At 53.1% G+C, this 18,483-nt stretch carries 19 protein-coding genes; all 19 read right to left on the bottom strand.

Translation table 11 applies throughout. The features are described 5' to 3' along the window. Genes cobA through cobO form a run of 19 tightly spaced genes read right to left on the bottom strand, consistent with a single transcriptional unit; the run spans position 1 to position 18,368 of the window. Positions 1-780 (bottom strand): uroporphyrinogen-III C-methyltransferase, encoded by a 780-nt coding sequence (gene cobA / locus AB1L17_RS21315; RefSeq protein ID WP_412847134.1) that lies wholly within the window; start codon positions 778-780, stop codon positions 1-3. Beyond that, positions 777-1,817, bottom strand: coding sequence for a nicotinate-nucleotide--dimethylbenzimidazole phosphoribosyltransferase (gene cobT, locus AB1L17_RS21310; protein WP_412847135.1), 1,041 nt, complete (start codon positions 1,815-1,817; stop codon positions 777-779). Before cobT ends, cobA begins: the two co-directional genes overlap by 4 nt. Then, on the bottom strand, positions 1,817-3,334 hold the full coding sequence (locus tag AB1L17_RS21305) for a cobyric acid synthase (RefSeq protein ID WP_412847137.1): 1,518 nt from the start codon (positions 3,332-3,334) through the stop codon (positions 1,817-1,819). Before AB1L17_RS21305 ends, cobT begins: the two co-directional genes overlap by 1 nt. After that, positions 3,327-4,703 carry a cobyrinic acid a,c-diamide synthase CobB gene (locus AB1L17_RS21300; RefSeq protein ID WP_412847138.1) on the bottom strand — a complete coding sequence of 459 codons (1,377 nt, stop codon included), beginning with the start codon at positions 4,701-4,703 and terminating at the stop codon, positions 3,327-3,329. The genes AB1L17_RS21305 and AB1L17_RS21300 overlap by 8 nt, the downstream gene beginning before the upstream one ends. Next, positions 4,700-5,845, bottom strand: a complete 1,146-nt coding sequence (locus AB1L17_RS21295; protein WP_412847139.1) for a cobalt-precorrin 5A hydrolase — start codon at positions 5,843-5,845, stop codon at positions 4,700-4,702. The genes AB1L17_RS21300 and AB1L17_RS21295 overlap by 4 nt, the downstream gene beginning before the upstream one ends. Then, positions 5,845-6,624, bottom strand: a complete 780-nt coding sequence (cobM, locus tag AB1L17_RS21290) for a precorrin-4 C(11)-methyltransferase (RefSeq protein ID WP_412847140.1) — start codon at positions 6,622-6,624, stop codon at positions 5,845-5,847. Before cobM ends, AB1L17_RS21295 begins: the two co-directional genes overlap by 1 nt. Continuing rightward, entirely contained in the window at positions 6,624-7,334 is a 711-nt protein-coding gene (gene cobI, locus AB1L17_RS21285; protein ID WP_412847141.1) for a precorrin-2 C(20)-methyltransferase, read from the bottom strand. Before cobI ends, cobM begins: the two co-directional genes overlap by 1 nt. After that, a complete protein-coding gene (gene cbiE / locus AB1L17_RS21280) occupies positions 7,331-8,557 on the bottom strand; it encodes a precorrin-6y C5,15-methyltransferase (decarboxylating) subunit CbiE (protein ID WP_412847143.1) in 1,227 nt (408 codons plus the stop codon). Before cbiE ends, cobI begins: the two co-directional genes overlap by 4 nt. Then, positions 8,520-9,656: a cobalt-precorrin-5B (C(1))-methyltransferase gene (locus AB1L17_RS21275; protein WP_412847184.1), complete on the bottom strand. Its 1,137-nt coding sequence runs from the start codon at positions 9,654-9,656 to the stop codon at positions 8,520-8,522. Before AB1L17_RS21275 ends, cbiE begins: the two co-directional genes overlap by 38 nt. Positions 9,657-9,660: 4 nt before the next feature. Then, complete coding sequence (locus AB1L17_RS21270; protein WP_412847144.1) at positions 9,661-10,311, bottom strand: precorrin-8X methylmutase; 651 nt, start codon at positions 10,309-10,311, stop codon at positions 9,661-9,663. A 2-nt stretch (positions 10,312-10,313) separates the two neighbouring features. Further along, on the bottom strand, positions 10,314-11,087 hold the full coding sequence (gene cobK / locus AB1L17_RS21265) for a precorrin-6A reductase (RefSeq protein WP_412847145.1): 774 nt from the start codon (positions 11,085-11,087) through the stop codon (positions 10,314-10,316). Between the two features lie 12 nt (positions 11,088-11,099). Then, entirely contained in the window at positions 11,100-12,038 is a 939-nt protein-coding gene (locus tag AB1L17_RS21260; protein ID WP_412847146.1) for a sirohydrochlorin chelatase, read from the bottom strand. A 36-nt stretch (positions 12,039-12,074) separates the two neighbouring features. Continuing rightward, entirely contained in the window at positions 12,075-13,838 is a 1,764-nt protein-coding gene (gene cobJ / locus AB1L17_RS21255; RefSeq protein WP_412847147.1) for a precorrin-3B C(17)-methyltransferase, read from the bottom strand. Between the two features lie 29 nt (positions 13,839-13,867). After that, positions 13,868-14,818 (bottom strand): adenosylcobinamide-phosphate synthase CbiB, encoded by a 951-nt coding sequence (gene cbiB, locus AB1L17_RS21250; protein WP_412847148.1) that lies wholly within the window; start codon positions 14,816-14,818, stop codon positions 13,868-13,870. Further along, positions 14,815-15,438 carry a histidine phosphatase family protein gene (locus AB1L17_RS21245; protein ID WP_412847149.1) on the bottom strand — a complete coding sequence of 208 codons (624 nt, stop codon included), beginning with the start codon at positions 15,436-15,438 and terminating at the stop codon, positions 14,815-14,817. The genes cbiB and AB1L17_RS21245 overlap by 4 nt, the downstream gene beginning before the upstream one ends. Beyond that, entirely contained in the window at positions 15,435-16,175 is a 741-nt protein-coding gene (gene cobS / locus AB1L17_RS21240; protein WP_412847150.1) for an adenosylcobinamide-GDP ribazoletransferase, read from the bottom strand. Before cobS ends, AB1L17_RS21245 begins: the two co-directional genes overlap by 4 nt. Then, on the bottom strand, positions 16,172-16,711 hold the full coding sequence (cobU, locus tag AB1L17_RS21235) for a bifunctional adenosylcobinamide kinase/adenosylcobinamide-phosphate guanylyltransferase (RefSeq protein WP_412847151.1): 540 nt from the start codon (positions 16,709-16,711) through the stop codon (positions 16,172-16,174). The genes cobS and cobU overlap by 4 nt, the downstream gene beginning before the upstream one ends. Continuing rightward, on the bottom strand, positions 16,708-17,823 hold the full coding sequence (gene cobD / locus AB1L17_RS21230; protein ID WP_412847152.1) for a threonine-phosphate decarboxylase CobD: 1,116 nt from the start codon (positions 17,821-17,823) through the stop codon (positions 16,708-16,710). Before cobD ends, cobU begins: the two co-directional genes overlap by 4 nt. Then, a complete protein-coding gene (cobO, locus tag AB1L17_RS21225) occupies positions 17,820-18,368 on the bottom strand; it encodes a cob(I)yrinic acid a,c-diamide adenosyltransferase (protein ID WP_412847153.1) in 549 nt (182 codons plus the stop codon). The genes cobD and cobO overlap by 4 nt, the downstream gene beginning before the upstream one ends. Positions 18,369-18,483 lie beyond the last annotated feature (115 nt).

The following is an 18,483-nucleotide window of genomic DNA, read 5'->3' as shown; positions in this document are numbered from 1 at the left end:
TTACAATTGCTCCATCGCAAGCGTAGCTTCAAACCAGTTGATCTTCTCCCGCATCTTCACGACATCTCCAACCAGTATGATAGCTGGATTCGTGATGTGACTGTTCTCAGCCAAGCGGTCCTCGATATCAGCCAAAGTACCCGTTATGACGGCTTGCTGTGGAAGCGTCCCCCAAGAAATAACAGCCACTGGCGTATGCGGATCACGACCGTGCTTGATTAGTTGGGTGCGAATCAACGGCAGATTGGCTACTCCCATGTAAAAAGCTACCGTATCGATGCCATTCGCGAGAGCACGCCATTTTTCCACAGCCAGCTCCGGCTTGTCTTCGCGCAAATGTCCCGTCACTACTGCAAATGACGAGCCGTGATCGCGGTGTGTCACCGGAATACCTGCGTACGCCGAGGCTGCAATTCCTGCTGTTACTCCCGGCACGATTTCAAAGGCAATTCCCCGCTCAGCCAAATGCTGCGCTTCTTCTCCCGCACGCCCAAACACACAAGGATCGCCGCCTTTTAGTCGAACGACGACTTTTCCTTCCAACGCCTTTTCCGCCAACAGCTCGTTGATGGATTCCTGCCTCATCGTGTGATGATCCGGCAGCTTGCCGCAGTAGATACGCTCTGCTGTTTCAGGGGCGTATTCCAGCAGGGCAGGGTTTGCCAATCGGTCGTACACAACTACCTCTGCCTTTTGCAGGCACTCCATTCCTTTGACAGTAATGAGCTTCGGATCGCCAGGGCCAGCACCTACGAGATAGACTTTCCCCACGCCGCTCATCGATCACTTACTCCTGCGGATGCAAATGTCGCCATCTCACGAACCATCCGTGTCGCAGCCTCGACGATTGGAAACGCCAACGCCGCACCGCTGCCTTCACCAAGACGCAAATTCAGTTGGAGCAAAGGCTCCTTGCCAATCGCACGGAGGACAAAATCATGACCCGGCTCTTCAGAACGGTGACCCGCGATCAAATAATCAGCAACGTTTGCCTCAATCCGCACCGCAAGCAGAGCCGCCACCGTCGCGATAAAGCCGTCCAATAGCACAGGAACGCGGCGAGAGGCCGCTCCGAGAATCGCGCCAGCCATCGCGCCGATTTCCAGTCCTCCGACCTTTGCCAATACGTCCAGCGGATTGCTTGCATCCGGTTGATGCAGGGCAAGTACTTCACGAACAACCGCCTTTTTACGCTGCCAGCCTGCGTCGTCCAGACCTGTTCCTCGTCCGACGATTTGATCAGGGTCAGCTCCGGTCAAGGCTGACAGGATCGCACTGCTTGCGGTCGTGTTGCCAATACCTACTTCACCCACGATCAGTACTTTGGCGCCTTCCTCGATAATTGCTTCAGCCATTTCGATGCCTACTGCGAGAGTGCGCTGTGCTTCTTCCACCGACATCGCTGCTTCCTTCAGCATATTACCAGAGCCTGCTCTGATTCGTTTGTTGTAAACGCCCGGTGCATCTACTTCTTCCGCAACGCCGACATCGACGATTTTTTGAATGGCTCCGATTTGACGTGCAAACACATTAATTCCTGCACCGCCATGAACCATATTCAGCACCATTTGCGCTGTCACTTCCTGCGGATAGGCAGAGACACCTTCCCGTGCCACACCGTGATCGGCCGCAAAAACAAGCACGCCCGGCGGTGTCACAACAGGCATCGTCTCACCTGTCATCCCAGCAAGCTCAATAGCCAATTGTTCCAGGCGTCCAAGGCTGCCAAGCGGCTTGGTCAACTGATCCACATGCTGTCTCGTTTGCTCACTTGCTTCCTGATTTCGTGGCTCAATCGCCGGATAAATGACTGACATTACACTTGCACCTCTTTTTCTTGAAAAGCCTTCATGTACTCTTCGATCGTATCCAACTTCACGTGGCGACGAACGGTATCTGCCAACAGATCGTATCCTTGCTCACGAAGAGCGACGAAGGATGGGCGATCCATAATCGGTGGCAGACCTTTTTTCTCCCGGATGGTATTGAGCAACAATGTTCGGAAGTCGTCATTGTGGAACAGACCATGAAAATACGTCCCGATCAGTTGCTGCTCCTCCTGACAATAGCCTTCTGTACGCTCCTCCATCTGGATAAACGGAAATGCATGATTCTTATAGACGGATTGCCCCATGTGAATCTCGTAGCCTTCCACTGTAAGCTTTTCGTTCGCAAAAACAGCTTCGCCCCGGGACAATACGGTCGTCTTCTTTTTCTCCATCGTCGTTATCATCGGGATGAGTCCCAGCCCATCCAGCTGCTGCAATGGTGACTCGACCCCAGCCGGATCGTGAATGGACTCGCCCAGCATCTGATAACCCCCGCATAAGCCGACGATGTATGTCTTGCCTTTATGATGCAGGTCTTTCACGGCATCAGCAAGACCAGTATCTCGTAAGAACTGCAAATCTTCCAGTGTATTCTTGCTGCCAGGCAATACGATCAGTTCGGGTTCACCCAGCTCTTCCACTCTTGTCACAAAGCGCATGCGGCAATCTGGCTCTACAAAGAACGGGTCCACATCCGTGAAATTGGAAATTCGCGGATAGCGCAAAACAGCGATATCAATCTCTCGCGGCGTATCTCGCTGACCCTGATAACGGTGCAAAATCAGCGAATCCTCTGCATCGATCCACAAGTCTGGAATAAATGGCACAACGCCAAGAACCGGCTTGCCCGTATATTCCTCGAACCAGTCCAGCCCCGGCTGCAAAAGGGACAGGTCTCCGCGAAAACGATTGATGATAACGCCGATCACGCGGTCCCGATCTTCTGGCTCGAGCAGCTGGAGGGTACCGACCAAGCTGGCAAACACACCCCCGCGCTCGATGTCTGCCACCAAAATAACGGGCGCATTCGTGAGACGGGCGACCCTCATATTAACGAGCTCGCGGTCATTCAGATTGACCTCTGCCGGACTGCCAGCTCCTTCGATGACGACCCGCTCATAGGTGCTGGCGAGTCGTTGATACGCTTCCTCAATGACCCGCAAGCCCTCATAATAAAATTCCGTACGATAGGCCATGGCTTTCATGTTGCCATATGGCTCGCCGTTGACAACAATTTGCGATTCGGAATCTCGCGTTGGTTTGATCAAAATGGGGTTCATGTCTGTCGTCGCCAAAATTCCCGCTGCTTCCGCCTGAACGCCCTGTGCCCGGCCAATTTCTTTTCCATCCAGCGTCACGTAAGAGTTCAACGCCATATTTTGCGATTTGAACGGAGCTGTCTTGTAGCCATCCTGGGCAAAAATCCGGCACAGCGCTGTTGCAATCGCACTTTTTCCTGCATCCGAGCTGGTACCTTGCACCATCAATGGAAGGGTCTTAGGCACGCTCGGCCACCTCCGCGCATAGGTTCAGCCAACGTTCGACCAGGTCAGGATTGGAGCCGAAATGCAAGTGAGTATAGCCTGCGACCAGATTATCGTGGGCATAGCCCTCCGGCTTCGTACCGCGTAATCCTTTTGTTTCGTAGGCTGCTGGCAATTCTTGATCTGAAGCATATGTAGAGTAATGGAATTCGTGGCCTTTAGCCTGCTCATCTGCGCCAATCAAGAAATTGCCTTCCTTGCCACGCACTTCCCGATAGCCTAAGGCCGCCAGCTTTTTCTGCATTGTCACCTTGCCCGGGATGAGTCCCACCATCGGATAGCTGTCGCCATCAGTCGTCACGATTGCCTCCGTCAAAAACATGTAGCCGCCGCACTCAGCCAAGGTAGGCAAGCCTTTTGTAATTGCAGATCGAATCGATTGCTTCACCGCTTCATTTTGCGATAGCTCTGCGGCAAATTCCTCTGGGAAGCCTCCCCCGATGTACAGACCGTCTGCATCCTCAGGTACTTTCTCCCCTGACAGCGGTGAAAAGAACGCCAGCTTCGCGCCATATGCTTGAAGCAGCTCCAAATTTTCCGGATAGTAAAAATGAAATGCCGGGTCCTTCGCTACAGCAATCGTGACATTGGCAGATGCTTTTCGCGGCGCAAACAGCTTGGGTTCTGCTTGCAGCGGCTCTGCCTTTGCCAGTTCCCAGATTTGTTCCAAATCCACGGTCTCCGCAATCAGATCAGCCAGCTTATCAAACAAAGGTGTCAGTTCTCCACGCTCCACAGATGGCACCAATCCGAGATGACGCTCTGGTATTTCCAGCTCGTTCTCCCGTTTTAAGTAGCCCACAACCGGAATCCCGCACTCCTGCTCGATCGCTGCCTTCACGATTTTGTGATGGCCTTCACTGCCGACCTTGTTCGCGATCACACCGACGATTCTCGCCTGTGGATTGAGCAGTTGAAAGCCTTTGACAATCGCAGCCGCACTGCGCGCCATGCTCTGGCAATTGACCACCAGCAGAACCGGAGAGCCAGTCAGAATGCTGATTTCGGCCGTGCTGCCTTTATCGCTAGTCGCTTCCTTGCCATCGTACATGCCCATGACGCCCTCGATAATCGAGATGTCTGCACCCTCGCTGCCGCGGACAAAAATCTCCTTCACGATCTCGTGCTCCAGCATAAAGCTGTCCAGATTACGCGAAGCTCTGCCCGTCACAGCTGTATGATACGTCGGATCGATATAGTCAGGTCCGCACTTGAAGCCCTGTACGGTATGCCCTTTTCGTTTCAGAGCAGCCATCAGTCCGATGGTAACGGTTGTCTTACCCGCTCCGCTGCCAGTTCCTGCAATCACAATACGGCGGCTGTCCGTCATGCGCGCTCCTCCTCGTGATAGGGCATCAATCCGACCGAAATGGTGGCATTGCCCGACTTCTTCTTGGTCAAAACGAGTTCGCCCACGCCAGCGTACAGCTTCGCAGCAGGCTCGCTTACTCCGTAAGCTCCGGTGAATTTGAAGACGGTATCGGACGGATCGCTGATTTCGACCTTGTTTAACTCTTCAGGCGAATACCAGACGAATGGCCAACCGTATTTTTCGCAAACGGCGATTAGACCCGCTTCATCTTTTTTCAGCTCGATGGTCGCCAGTGCTTTTACACTCTTGATCGAGAATTGCAGTTCATCCAGCGTTTCCTTGATGACTGCCTCGATCTCCTCTGCGGAGGTTCCCCGGTTGCAGCCCATCCCCAATACGATGACCTTCGGACGATAAAGGACGCCATTGTCCAAAATCGGTTGTTCCTCCGGTGTAAGCAAGCGATGCGATACGACGAGGGCGGCTTGTGGCTTGGCAGCTTGCGCCTCTGCGATTGTCGCGTATTCCTGAATAGACGGCGGCATCGGTGTGTCATGCATCCACCAGTCGCGTTCCCCGGATTCATTGATGACCGCTACGCGTTCCTCATTTACGACAGAAGCACTGACAGGCGTCAGCTTATCAGCACAATCCCACTCCCAGCCAAACCGTCTGCCGAACAGATCGACGGGAATCGTCTTTTGTACGTCAGACGCTGTCGTGATGATCGGTCGAGCACCCATGACTGCCGCGACCTCGCGCGCCAGCTCATTGGCACCGCCCAAATGACCGGACAACACACTGATGACATTCTCCCCACGGTCATCAACGACGACGACACCCGGGTCTTTCTTTTTATCTTCGAGCAGCGGTGCGATCATCCGAATAACCGCACCCAGTGAAATAATGATGATCAAGCCTTTGTAAGCAGGCCAGAGAGCGGGAAACAGCATCCGTACGCTGTTTGAAAACAGCTGGATGCCGCGTGCTTCCTCATCTCCACGCTCGAACTTGCTCATGTAGTACAGGTCTGTCCCAGGGAATTTCTGCGCCAAATCACGCGCCATTTCTACGCCGTGCTTTGTGATGGCAACAATGGCATAGTCTCCGCGCTGCTCGATAGGAGGGATTTCTCCTTCAATCAGTTCGATGATCTTCATTATTCCTTCACACCTTTTCTGAAACCGTGCGTAAAGGTTTTATCGTAAAGCTTGGAACGGTATTGCTCGCTCTTGTCGTGGATGTTCGGGTCCAATGCCCAGCCAGCCAAAATCATTGCGTGTTTGCGGATGCCGTTTTTACCCATGTCTTCGTCCAAATTTTTCAGCGTGGTACGAACGATCAACTGATCCGGCCAGCTTGCGCGTTGAACGACTGCCACTGGCGTATCCTCGCTCCAGCCAGCTTCGATCAGCTCACGAACTACTTTTTTCGTCAAAGTCGCACTCAGGTACAGGGCCAATGTGCAATGATGCTCAGCGAGTGCACGCAGCTTTTCTCTTTCTGGTACGGGTGTGCGACCTTCCGCGCGAGTGAGGATAATCGTCTGTGTCAGATCTGGAATCGTCAGCTCGGCACCTACTGCCGCCGCCGCCGCAAATACGGAGCTCACACCTGGAACGATCTCTACCTCGATGCCTTTTTCTTTTAACAGTGCAATCTGCTCCATGATCGCGCCATAAATGGAAGGATCACCTGTATGCAGGCGTACCACTGTTTTTCCGCTGCTAATCCGGTCTACCAGCTGCTCTACCATTTCTTCCAATGCCATCCCTGAGCTTTGCAGCACTTCCGCATTCGGATTGCCGAGCGCAACCAAGTCCTCGTTTACTAGAGAATCGGTATACATAATGACATCTGCCTTTTGCAGCAGCTTCAAGCCTTTTACCGTAATCAAATCAGGGTCGCCGGGACCCGCTCCCACTATGTACAGTTTCATTACTTTTTCACCACCATCAGTGTAAGATAGCTAAGCTCTGCCCGCTCCAATTCACGCATATCGGTCCAAACCATTTCCTCGGAGGAAGTAACCTTGGTCGCTACCGCTGCCTTTTCGGCAAGACCCATTTCTTTCAGCAATCCAATAATCATTGGCAGTACTTTCGCTACCTTCAGGAACACGACGGTATCGTGGTTCTCAAGTGCTTTGCGCATGGCTTCCTTGTCTTCCGTTGCCGGGATGATTCCGATCTGCTCGTCGCCATCCGCCAGTGGCAGATTGAACCTTGAAGCTGCTCCCAAAAACGATGAGACGCCTGGCACCGACACGATTGGCACTTCCGGGTGCTCCTCCTGCATGACTCGCATCATGTGGATAAACGTGCTGTAAAACATCGGGTCGCCTTCCGTTACAAAAGCGACGTCCTTGCCTTCAGACAGACGCTCCCAAACGATCTCCACCGTGTTGTTCCACTCGCGCTCCAAAATTTCTTTGTCCCGTGTCATCGGGAATACGAGTCCGAGCATTTCTTTATCAGGTGATTGCACATACAGCTCCGCGATTTGATGCGCGTAGCTTTTGCTGCCCATCCGTTTTTTCGGGTAAGCAATCACTGGCGATTGCTGCAACAGGCGAAATGCCTTTACCGTAATCAATTCAGGGTCGCCGGGACCTACTCCCAATCCGTATAATGTTCCGATCTTGCTCACTTGCTGTCTCCTCCTTGTGCTGCCTGTTTGGCCCAGGCTGTAATGATGTAGATCGGATTCAATGCTTCAAAGCGCGTCAGGGACAAAATCGGCTTGCTGCGCGATAGCTGTGCTAATGTCACCGATGTCTCGAATCCTTCCTGCGCGAATGCTTGTGTCGCCTCGTATAATGTCTCAATGGTCGCTGCATTTACCACAATCCGGCCATTCGGGCGCAGTCGAGTGCAGCAGATGTTCAACAGCTCGCGCAATTCTCCGCCACTGCCTCCGATAAATACGGCATCCGGGTCCGGGAACTGATCGAGGCCATGTGGTGCGCGCGCATTGATCACAGTCAAATCCGTGCGAAACTTCGCCATGTTCTGGCGGCAGTTTTCCAGATCGTCCGCGTTCTTTTCTACCCCGTACACTTCACCTTCACGCGCGATTCGTGCCGCTTCGATGGCGACAGAGCCTGTGCAGGTGCCGATGTCCCAGACGGTGCTTTTGGCGTGCAATTGCAGCTGTGCGATGCTTAAAATGCGCACTTCTTTTTTCGTAATGAGTCCCTTGTCCGGCTTGCGCTGGGAAAACTCTTCATCTGCGATTCCAAACGGCCATACCGGGCTAGGACGGCGTTTTTTCAATATCACGACATTCAGATCAGAGAAGATACCATCAGCCATTTCCTCAAGGGAATACCAGCCAGTTCGTTCCTCGTCACTGCCGAGATTTTCCGCTACGAACGCATCGTACTCGTTCATTTGAAATGAAAGGAGGTACTTCGCAATCGCTGCCGGATTGTTTTCCCGATCTGTCAGGAGCGCAACCTTTTCCTTGCCGTCAATCCGCTGTGCCAGACCTTTGATACTGCGTCCGTGTACGCTGGCAAGCGTCGCATCCTGCCATGCTTCACCCATTTTGGCAAAAGCGAGCTGAATGGAGCTTAGGTGCGGATAAATCTCTACGTTCAGCTTTTTGGCAAGCAAGCTGCCGATTCCGTAAAAGAGCGGGTCGCCTGACGCCAGAATGACTGTCTTGCGCGTCTCTGTTCGCAGCTCCTCCACCATCGCGGTCAGTCCGCCTTTTAGTACCCGCTTCTCCCCTGTGTACTCCGGGAAAAAGCTGAGGTGCCGTTCTCCACCGACCAGCAGTTCACTTTCTTCTATCCAACTCCGGTACAACGGCAGCAGGCTCTGCTGTCCGTCATCTCCGATTCCAATTACTTTCATCGCCTGTGTCATTGATCGTCACCCTTCCCAACAGGGACCCTTTCATTGTGATGATGATGGTTTCGACCTCGATGCCGCCGCCCACTTCCTTTAAGGCAGCGCGACAGCAGTTCTCGCACATAATCTCGAAAAAGGCGGGCGTATCCACCATCATATCGCCTACCTGCGAAGCGGTATTGGCTCCCAGTATTTCATCAATTCGCTCTTGGCTGGCCCCCGCGTCTGCTGCCATTTGAGCAAGGAAACCGAAGTCAACCGGGGCACTTTTGGAATGAACCATCATGACGCCCTGTGCTACCTTGGAAAACTTGCCCATCATCCCAACCAAGGTCACCTTGCGCATGCCCTTGTTCTTGCACTGCTTGAGGGAAAAGCCGACGAAATCGCCCATCTCGACGAATGCTTCTTCTGACAGCTCCGGGTAAGTAGCGATCCCGTAAGACTCGCTCTTGCCCCCTGTCGACAGCACAATATGGTCGCAGGCGGCTTCCTTGGCGACATTGACCGCTTGGGCCACGCTCGCCTTGTAGGCAGAAGTGGAAAACGGCACCACGATTCCGCGCGTCCCCAAAATGGAGATGCCACCGAGTATGCCGAGTCGTCCATTCAATGTTTTTTTGGCGATTTCCTCGCCCGCAGGCACGGAGATGACGATTTTGATCCCGCGCTGGGTTCCGTACTCATCCAGAACCGCCTGTGCGGTTTCCCTGATCATTTTGCGCGGGACTGGATTGATTGCTGCCTCCCCAATCGGAACGGGCAACCCTGGCTTGGTCACCCGTCCCACACCGAGTCCGCCATCTAAAATGATGCCCGGCTCATCCGACCATTCCACGGTGGAGAGGATGAGTGCACCATGTGTCGCGTCCGGGTCGTCGCCCCCATCCTTGATCGTGCTTGCTGTCGCCCTCTCCAATGAAAATTCGCAGCTCTCCATCTGAAAGGTTACGTCCTCGCCGATCGGCAGGCGAATCGTCGCTTCGCTTTGCTTCTCCTGAGTTATCAGCGCGATCAAAGCAGCCTTGGTCGTCGCCGTTGCGCATGATCCCGTCGTATATCCGTGGCGGAGGGGTTTTACCTCTTTTTCGTCCGTTGCTGCATTGGCCGCCATCTGCTTAGCCCAACCGTTCCGCCATGATCGAAATGGCATTCAATGCTGCAACTGTTACCGGGCTTCCGCCTTTACGTCCCATATTCGTGATGAATGGGATATCGAGCTTCGCCAGCTCTTCCTTGGATTCTGCCGCAGATACGAAGCCCACTGGCATCCCGATCACGAGACCTGGCTTCGCTTCGCCTTCCTTCACCATACGGATCAGCTCCAGGAGTGCTGTCGGTGCGTTTCCGATACAAAAGATTCCACCATCTGCTTCCTTGATCGCTTTGCGCATGGAAATGATCGCGCGGGTCGTGTTCAGGCGCTTCGCCTCTTCCATGACATCGCGGTCAGAGATGTACACCTTCACTTGTCCGCCGAATTTTTCAATGCGGTTTTTGCTGATGCCGACTTGCACCATTTGTACGTCTGCTACGACGATTTTGCCGCTACGAATTGCCTCGATGCCCGATTTTACTGCGTCCGGGTGGAAAACAAGGCTGCGTCCGAGATCAAAGTCTGCGGATGCGTGGATGACGCGTTGCACAACAGGGTACTGTTCTTCTGTAAAAGGATGCTCTCCCAGCTCATCGGTAATGATTTGGAAGCTCAAGTCCTCGATCTCCTGCGGTTGTACGGTCATTGGTTTAAATTCCGTTTTAAAATCCATGGTTAGTTTCCTCCAGTCACTTGTTTGAGTTCATTTAGAACGCTGTTGTAATCGGAAAACTTCGTTCCGTAATCGATCTTCGGACGACCGATGACGATTGTTTCGATGCCCATTTCCAGAGCTGCTTCGACCTTTTCGTCAAAAGCGCCTACCTTGCCGCTTTCCTTCGTAATCATCAGCGTGACACCATAATGATCGTAGAGCGCTTTGTTCAGCTCCTTGGAAAAAGGACCTTGCATCGCGACGATGTTTTTTTGCTCGACACCGAGCTCTTCGCATTTTTGCATATTGTCAAGGCGTGGTAGCATGCGTGCGACCAGCGTCGTATCCGGTAGGCCCAACAGTCGATCCGTGAACGTTTTCAACGTCTTGCTGCCTGTCGTCAGCATGATCACGCCGCGCTTGTCTGCCGCCAGCTCAGCCGCTTGTACGTAATCCTCCACTACAATCAGCTTCTCACTGCCAGGTGAGGAGAGGCTTTCGCGCTCGTAGCGAATGTAGGGGACTCCCGCGCCCTGTGCGCCTGCCATGGCGTTTTTGGAGGCTTCCTCTGCGAAGGGATGACTCGCGTCGACCACGCATTGCACGGATCTCTCTTGGATCAGCTGCTGAATATCTTCGGCGGTCAGGCGTCCGACCTGGACAGGCACACCCGCCTCCTCCATGCTTTTCGCAGCATTGTCAGTGACAACCGTCGTCAACAGCTCGTAGCCCTTGTCCTTGATATGCAAAGCCAACTCGCGCGCGTCGCTCGTTCCAGCCAGTACCAGAATCATGCTGTGTCCCTCCTACTTGGTAACGTGGTCGTGCTTGTGATCATGCTTGTGGTCATGGTCGTGATCATGCTCATGATTGTGGTCGTGGTCGTGATCGTGTTCGTGATGATGATGATGGTGATGTCCATGGTGGTGATGGTGATGATCGATGTGCTCCATCGCTGCCAGCCTGTACTGACAGGTATCACAGTTCAGCTTCACTTCACCCTCCAACGCTTCCACGACACGATCCTTTAACACTTCTTTCAACAACGGATGAAAGCCAAAGTACTCGGCCATTTCGAACTGGGCTTCTGGATATTGCTCGCGGAACTTCTCCAGCTGGTCGCTCATCCGTTTGATCAACACACCCGTGAACAGGAAGTACGGCAAGAGAACGATGCGCTTCGCCCCCAGCTTCAGACAACGTTCAACGCCCTCGTCGTACAATGGATACGTCACGCCCATGAAGGCAGTCTCTACCCACTTGGCTTTGTAACGCTCCCAGAACAGTCGGGACATTTTGTAAATATCGCTGTTCGCATCTGCATCGCTGCTGCCGCGTCCGATTACGAGTACAGCCAAATCATCATGGTCTTCCCCGGAGGCAAAGCCTGCCTCTTCCATGCGAGCGCTCAAAATATTGATAACTTCGTCGTGAATGCCGATCGGGCGGCCGTAGATGAACTGAACGTGTGGGTGCAGCTCCTTCGCCTCGTCGATTGCGGCTGGAATATGGATTTTCGCGTGTCCAGCAGAGAACAGGATGATTGGAATCACCGCTACACGGGTCGCTCCCCTAGCCACGCATGTATTCAAGCCTTGCAGCATGTCAGGTCGGGCAAACTCCAGAAAGCATGTCTCGATGATCGGTACATCCAAGTCCGGTGTAAGCGTCGCTACAAACTGGCGAATCTCTTCATTGCCTTCCGGGTCCTTGCTTCCATGACCTACAAATAATACTGCGTCCATTTTATGTCCCCCTCGTTTTTATTCGGTGTTCTTGTATCAATCTCCGCATGCAGCGTTCTCGATTTCAGCTTTTGCTGGCTCGTACCATGCGTAGCCTTCCAGCTCGCCTACACGCTGGAAAAACTTATGAAAACGCTCATTCGGAAATGCTTCTTTTTTGAATCGGTTCACGATTCGCTCCACGAGTGGAACAATCTCTTCTTTTTCGATGCCTTCTGCTACCGGAATACCGGAGTGTGCATTGCGACCCACTGTCTTCGCTCCCAGGAACAGATCGAACTTCCCTTTGCGGAACACGATCCCGATATCCTCTTGAACCGCCCCGTAGCACGCCATCCCGCAGCCGTTGAAGCCGATCTTCAGTTCTTTGGGCATTTCTTTTCCGCCCAGCTTTTGGTGCAGCTCGTCGGCATAAGGGATACTGTCTTTTTTCTCGCCGTCGCAGAAATCGCACGCTTTTACCTGCAAAACGTCTCCAATCGGGCTGAGAATCAATCCAAGCTCACGCAAGCGGCTTGTGATGCTGTCAGGGTTGGAAGTTGGCACGCGCAAAATCATTTGGTGGTGTGGGGTGTACTCGATCTCGCCTTTTTCGCCAGCCACTTCGGCAATCGCCATCATTTGCTGCGGCGTGATTTTTTTATTGGCGACACCCGGGCTTACTGCGCATTCAAAAATCATCTCTGGCGTAAATGTCGAAACCGGACGTTGTACTTGACCAGTAGCTGGCTTGGTCTCAATGCCTTTTGCTGTATTGATCGCAGTCAGCGCTTCCATCGCCCATGCGAATGGAGCTTTTGGCGCCTCTGTCTCTGCTTCATTAACAGGCGGCGCTTCCAGTACAGCCGTACCAGTCGCAGCACGATTTACTGGTTCAGTAGCACTCAATCTGTCCTCGGTTACTGCAATGGGGCTTTCTGTTTTAGGAGCAGCTGGTGCTGCCGGAGTGGATGCCAGGCTCTCTCCTGATGCTTCCAGTGACCAAGGCTCGTTTTCCACACGCAGACGCTGATGCGGCTTCAGTGGCTGCTCATCTGCAGACAGCGTGTATTTGCGCTGGTAGCCGCGCGGCGTAATCATTTTGCCATCGTAAACAAACGTCGAAGTATTACCGACAATAACAGTAGTCAACATGCCGATGTCATGCTCCAGCATTTGCGCCAAGGTCGTCACCACAACCGTTTCGCGCTCACGATAAGCACTTTTCACAATACCGACTGGCGTATCTGGTGAGCGGTACTGCAAAAGAATGCGTTGCGCTTCGACAATCTGGCGGGTACGTCGTCCGCTGCGCGGGTTGTACAACGCGATAACAAAGTCAGCCATCCCTGCTGCATCAATCCGTTTGGCAATCAGCTCCCACGGCGTCAAGTGATCACTCAGGCTGATCGTGCATGCGTCGTGCATGATAGGCGCACCGAGGATGGCCCCACAGGAATTGATCGCCGAGATGCCCGGAACGATTTCGATTGGGACGCCGGTTGCTTCTGTCCAGCCTTTTTCCACCAACACCTCGTATACGAGACCTGCCATCCCGTAAACACCTGAGTCTCCACTGGAAATGACCGCTACCTTTTTGCCTTCCTCTTCCGCCTGGCGCACAGCTTCCCGTGCACGCGTCACTTCTTCCGTCATCCCTGTGCTGACGATTTCCTGATTCGTCAAAAGTCCGCGGATCAAATCTACGTAGGTGGAATAGCCGATAATCACATCGGACTCCTGCAGCGCTTCCCGCGCCCGCTTGGTGATATGTTCAAAACTTCCTGGACCAAACCCGATCACAAACAACTTGCCGCTCATAAGGCCCCTCCCCTTTTCGGTTTCATTTTTTATAGGAAAATCGCAATCATCACGCTAACGAGCAGACATAGGAGCGAGACGAGATACATCAAACGAATCGTCGCGACAATATCACTTGCCTGCAATGGTCGCTTCGCATCTCCCATTTTTGCCCGATTCGACGCAACCCCTTGGTAATAATTCAGTCCTCCGAGCTGCACGCCCAATGCACCAGCGACTCCCGCTTCCGGCAAACCGCTGTTTGGACTCGGATGCAGGTGCGCATCTCTTCTGATCATCGCCCAGCACTGCTTCCAGTCCAATCTCTGCAGCCAGCTTGCAGCAACGAGCAGCAGGGCAGTCAAACGGGCGGGTATGTAATTCAGTACATCGTCAAAGCGGGCAGATGCCCAACCGAGATTGTTGTACTTCTTGTTTTTATAGCCAACCATGGAGTCGAGTGTATTCGCGGCACGATACGCCATTGCCAGTGGTGCTCCCCCGATCGCTGCATAAATCAATGGTGAGACGATCGCATCGACGATGTTTTCTGCCACGGTTTCCACTGCTCCCCGACATACTTCCGATTCATCCAGTCGCTCTGTATCGCGTCCGACTACCATGGACAAGGAGCGTCTCGCCGCTTCCATATCACCAGCCACAAGATGACGGGCAATCTCCATCCCGGCATCAGCCAAGCCTTTTGTCGCTATGGTCGTAGAAATCAACCAGGCACCCAAGACCCACGAGATTGCCGGATGGATAAAAGAGACTCCCCATAGCAGCAGCCAAACGACAGCGTAACTGCCGCAAACGATCACGAGCGGGAACAAGACTCCTACCAGCTTCAACTGCGACTCCTCTTTGACAACGGAACGAATTACCCGCTCCAATCGAGTAATCCACCAGCCCATGATGACCACCGGATGCGGCAAACTGCGAGGGTCTCCCACCACTCGATCAATCAAGTAGGCTGCACATAATATCCATACTTCTGTCATGTTGTCCCTCTCTTACTCGTCAGGGGCTGTCGTATCCATTTCTCCCCCAACCACTGTGCAACCAGCGCTTCCCCATGCTTTACGCCATCGACCTGCCAATATTGTTCAGGGGCGTTTTGCAAGTAGGCCGCCTGGAACCAGCGGATCACCCCTCCATGTGCGATGAGTACGACTGTATCGGATGCCCTCTTTGTACGCCATTCTTCCAAATGTGAACGGAGCCAGCCATCCACACGCTTCCCCAGCTCTTCGAGACTCTCTCCTTGTGGAGGTCGATTTTGGAAGGGATCGTCATACCATCTCGTGGCTCGCACCGGGTCCGCCTGCATGAGCTCGTCGTAGGTCATCAGCTCCCACACGCCAAAAGACAGCTCTCGCAATGCAGGAACCTGAATGATCGGCAGCTTCCATGCAGCAGCAAGTGGTTCGGCAGTCTGGATGCATCTAAGCAGGTCGCTGGCGTAGATCGCAACCGGTCGCCCGATGAGCGTCGATAATTCCGTCGCCAAATCCCCCGCCTGCAGATGCCCACGTTCATTCAAAGGAACGTCGCTATGCCCCAAATATCGGTGCTCACGATTGCAGTCCGTCTCCCCGTGGCGTATCCATACCAGCCTCATAGCCACCAGCTCCCGACTAGCACAAGCAGGAAGACGGCTTCACTGCTTTCGATAACAGCGCCGTAGCAGTCTCCATTTAATCCGCCCAGTTTTTTTGCAACCGAGCGTGAAAACAACATGGCGAACAAAAATGACAGCAAGATGGCTGTGATGACCTGCAAGCCCCCGAGAAACCAGCCTGCCCCAAACAAGACCGTATAGCTTGCGATGATAGAGGAAACAGAAAGTCCTGCACTGATGCCTTTTCCTATCCCTTTATCTTCCGAAAGATATGGCCAGAGCTTGATTGACAAAAGCACATGTGTCCGCGCTGCTACAGGTGCCACAATCAAAAAGCTTCCCCAGCCCGGATGCGCCAGCTCTGCTACTGCTCCTGCCTTGATCAACAAAAGCATGATCGCGGCCAGAACACCCATCGCTCCTACGCGGCTATCCTTCATGATCTCGATTACCCGCTCTCTTGGTCTGGCGCTGCCAAGACCATCCGCCAGGTCCATCCACCCATCCAAATGAAGACCACCTGTCACGTAGACCCATGCGACCAGCGTCAAAACAGCGGCGAGCCAAGGGCTAAACAGCCACAATCCTGCCTGATGCACACCCCATAGCAATAAACCAATGACTAAGCCGACTGCGGGATACCAGTTGACACTTTTTCTCCACGCCTCATCGGAAGGACGAAGCCACGGGACCGGGATACGGGTGAAAAACGAGATCGCGTGTAAAAATGCATTCATCCTTTGATCCTCCATGGTATCCCCGACAAAACTGTATAGACGGTGTCCGCTTGTCGCGCACTCTTCTGATTGACATCCCCCAGCACATCCGCGAACCATCTGCCCAAGCGACTCAAGGCTACACCGCCCAATCCGACTTCGCTTGTAACCGCAATTACTTTTTGTGGAGAATTATGCACGAGGGACAGCCATGCCTCTGCTTCCTGCAGCAATGCTTGCGTGTGTGAATCACTTCTCCATTCCGACCCCTCCACACTCATCAAGCGATTACTCACCCAAGTAGAAAGGCAATCGATCAATACCACATCATACTGTTCACTGAATGCGTGATAATCGGTCAATCGCTCTTTGACCTCTACACAGCCCCATTCCAGTGGACGACGCACCTGATGCTGCTCGATTCTATGCCTCATTTCATCATCCCATGCCTGACCTGTCGCCACGTACAGAACGCGATTGCTCAGCGAATTCGCAAGCTCTTCCGCGAATCGGCTCTTTCCTGAACGGACACCGCCAGTTACCAGCACCAAACTCATCGCTGTTCACTTCCTTCCGCATGGACCTCGCTAAGAGCTGCTAGCAGTCGCTCATTTTCTGCCCGACCACGTACTGCGATTCTCACATCATGAGCTGTCAAACCAGGATACATAGCGCAGTTGCGGATCAGAACGCCTTTTTTTCCAAGCCGTGCCTGTAATTGTTCCGCTGGCAATGATTCAGGCGAGCGAAGCAGCAAAAAGTTTGCCTCTCCTGGCCATACCCTCCAGCCCAGTTCACTGCGGATGAAATTGATTAGATACGTACGTTCTTCTTTTATGAGGCTGCGGGTCTGTTCCTCATAAGCTTGCTCTTGCAGGCACAGCTCTCCAGCCAGCAGGGCCAATGTATTCACGCTCCAGCTCACTTGCTTCTCGCGCATTTTCGCAATGACTTGCGGGTGCGCAATCGCATAGCCCAGACGCAATCCCGGAATCGCGTACATTTTCGTCATCGAACGCATCAAAATCACGCGGGGAAAGCGAGCAAGCTGCGTCGCCAATGTATACTGCCGCTCTTCCTCCACAAAATCGAGGAAAGCCTCATCCACGATGAGCCACGTATTGGTCTCTTTCGTCCATTCCGCCATTTGGAGCAGCTCATCCGGCTGGTACAGGATTCCCGTTGGATTGTTCGGTGACCCGACAAATACGAGGTCAGCCTGTGCAAAAAGAGCATGTAGCTCTACAGGATCAGGCTTGTAGCCTTGCTCTTCCTTCCCGAAGCAGCCAATGACACGGGCACCAAACTGCTCGGAAAGTTGCGCGTATTCCGAAAAGCAAGGATAGACTACGCCAACTGTTTGTGGCTGAAGCCCGAGAATCGCTAATGCCATCGCCTCAGCTGCTCCATTGGCAGGCAACAACCATTCTTCCGACATCTGCAGCCGATTCGCCAATGCACGGCGAAACACACGATGTCCAGGGTCTGGGTAATGCGCTACAGCAGCCAGCGAAGCCAGCAGCATCTCACGGACGCTTGCTGGCATCCCCAGCGGGTTAATATTGGCACTGTAATCCAGAAACTGACCGGGATCTACACCAAAGCGCTGCGCTGCTGTCAGCACATCTCCACCATGACCATACGTTTCAATTACCCCTGTGCTTTTCAAAACTCTACCCCCAGCACAGCCGGAATCCCTTCATCGTAGTAATGCTTGATCGGCTTCATTTCTGTTACCAGATCGGCTATATCCAAGATCTCCTGCTTCGCTGCCCTTCCCGTAATCACGAGATGGATATGGCTTGGCCTGTTTTGAATCGCTTCCAAAACATCGGTCAATGGCAGCACATCATCAATCGGAAAACGGTCAATGGCCAATGCGTTATTCAGCTCATCGAGAATGACGACATCGTACTCGCCGGAAGAGAGCCTTTCGCTCGCAAAAGCCCACGCTTCCTTCAGTGCCTGACGATGCTCCTCCGGTGTCTTCGTCCACGTGAAGCCGACGCCTTTTTGCACAATTTCGATCCCCAATTTATCAAAAACAATCTTTTCTCCGTATGTACGATCTGGCGACTTGATGAACTGAACCATCAGCACCTTTTTCCCACGGCCGGTCGCCCGTACAGCCAAACCGACTGCAGCTGTCGTTTTCCCTTTGCCGTCTCCCGTGTATACGAGAGTTAAGCCTCGTTTTTTATCGTTTTTATCCATCTTGACCACCTCAAAAAGTGACGTATTTTACTCCGATGTTTCCTCCAAATACTTTCCGAAGCCAACAAAAAAAGCGCCCTGTTTCCCCCAGTACATAAGGAAAAACAAAGCGCGG

Source organism: Brevibacillus jepli, from assembly GCF_047229145.1.
GTDB lineage: Bacteria > Bacillota > Bacilli > Brevibacillales > Brevibacillaceae > Brevibacillus.
The sequence above is the reverse complement of the archived record's forward strand: the minus strand, read 5'-3'. Positions and strand labels throughout refer to the sequence as shown.